We start from the raw sequence: 1611 nt of genomic DNA, 5'->3' as shown, positions 1-1611 counted from the left end.
ACCGCCGACGACTCCAGCAGCTCAACCCCCATCCCCAGCCACTGCGACCCCTGACCGGGAAAGACGAACACCGTCTTACCGTCCGAGCCGGGCACACCGGTCACCACTCCGGCGCTGGCGCCGCCCGAGGCCAGCGTCGCCGTACCGGCGAGGAGCTCACCCCGATCCGCGCCCACGACCACCGCGCGGTGGTCGAACGCCGACCGGGATGACGCCAGGGAGTGGGCCACGTCGGCGTCGGTCCCGGTTCCCGCCTCCACCCACGCCCCGAGCCGCCCGGCCTGTGCCCGGAGCGCCTCGCTCGTCTTCGCCGACAGCACCCACGGCAGCACCGGCACCGCCGGTACCTCGACGGGCGCCTCGGCCTCGGCCGCCTCCTGGGCGGGGGCCTCCTCCAGCACCACGTGAGCGTTCGTGCCGCTGACTCCGAATGAGGAGACCGCGGCCCGGCGCGGGTGGTCCCCGGCGGTCCACGAGCGGGCCTCGGTCAGCAGTTCCACCGCGCCCGCCGACCAGTCCACGTGCGGGCTCGGCTCGTTCGCGTGCAGCGTCCGAGGCAGCACGCCGTGCCGCATCGCCATCACCATCTTGATGATCCCGGCGGCGCCCGCGGCGGCCTGGGCGTGACCGATGTTCGACTTGATGGAGCCCAGCCAGACGGGCCGGTCCTCGGGCCGGTCCTGGCCGTAGGTGGCCATCAGCGCCTGCGCCTCGATCGGGTCGCCGAGCGGCGTTCCGGTGCCGTGCGCCTCGATCGCGTCGATGTCGGCGGGCGAGAGGTTCGCGTTGGACAGGGCCTGGCGGATCACCCGCTGCTGCGAGGGGCCGTTCGGCGCGGTCAGCCCGTTGCTCGCGCCGTCCTGGTTGACCGCGCTGCCCCTTACGACGGCGAGGATCTGGTGGCCGTTGCGCTGGGCGTCCGACAGCCGCTCGACGAGCAGCATGCCCACGCCCTCGCTCCAGCCCGCGCCGTCGGCGTCCGCCGAGAACGCCTTGCACCGGCCGTCGACGGACAGGGCGCCCTGCCGGCAGAACTCGATGAACGTGCCCGGAGTCGCCATCACCGTCACGCCACCGGCCAGGGCCAGGTCGCACTCGCCGTTCCTGAGCGCCTGCACGGCCAGGTGCAGCGCGACCAGCGACGACGAGCACGCGGTGTCCACGGTCATCGCCGGTCCCTCGAACCCGAAGGTGTAGGACACCCGGCCCGAGGCGACGCTGCCGGAGTTTCCGGTGCCGATCAGGCCCTCCAGCTCCTCCGGTATGGAGGTGAGCTGGCTCGCGTAGTCGTGGTACATCACGCCGGTGAACACGCCCGTACGACTTCCTCGCAGGTGGTTCAGGCGGATCCCGGCCCGCTCGACCGCCTCCCACGAGGTCTCCAGCAGCAGCCGCTGCTGCGGGTCCATCGCGAGCGCCTCGCGCGGGCTGATCCCGAAGAAGCCGGGGTCGAAGTCACCGGCTTCTCCCAGGAAGCCCCCGCGCCGCACGTAGGAGGTGCCGTGGGCCTCGGGGTCCGGGTCGTACAGTTTGTCCAGGTCCCAGCCGCGGTCGGTGGGGAACTCGCCGATGGCGTCCGTACCGGACGACACCAGGTCCCACAAACCCTCG

General features: G+C 72.6%; 1 protein-coding gene. It reads right to left on the bottom strand.

Features of this window, described 5'->3' with window-relative positions; translation table 11 throughout:
* Positions 1-1592, bottom strand: a 1592-nt coding sequence (locus tag ACTOQ1_RS42770; RefSeq protein WP_440074319.1) for a type I polyketide synthase, incomplete at its 3' end; no start/stop codon positions are given.
* Between the last annotated feature and the right edge of the window lie 19 nt (positions 1593-1611).

It is taken from the genome of Streptosporangium sp. OZ121 (assembly GCF_051918885.1).
In the GTDB taxonomy this organism is placed as follows: Bacteria; Actinomycetota; Actinomycetes; order Streptosporangiales; family Streptosporangiaceae; genus Streptosporangium.
Note: the sequence above shows the minus strand (reverse complement) of the source record. Positions and strands in the feature narration are given on the sequence as shown.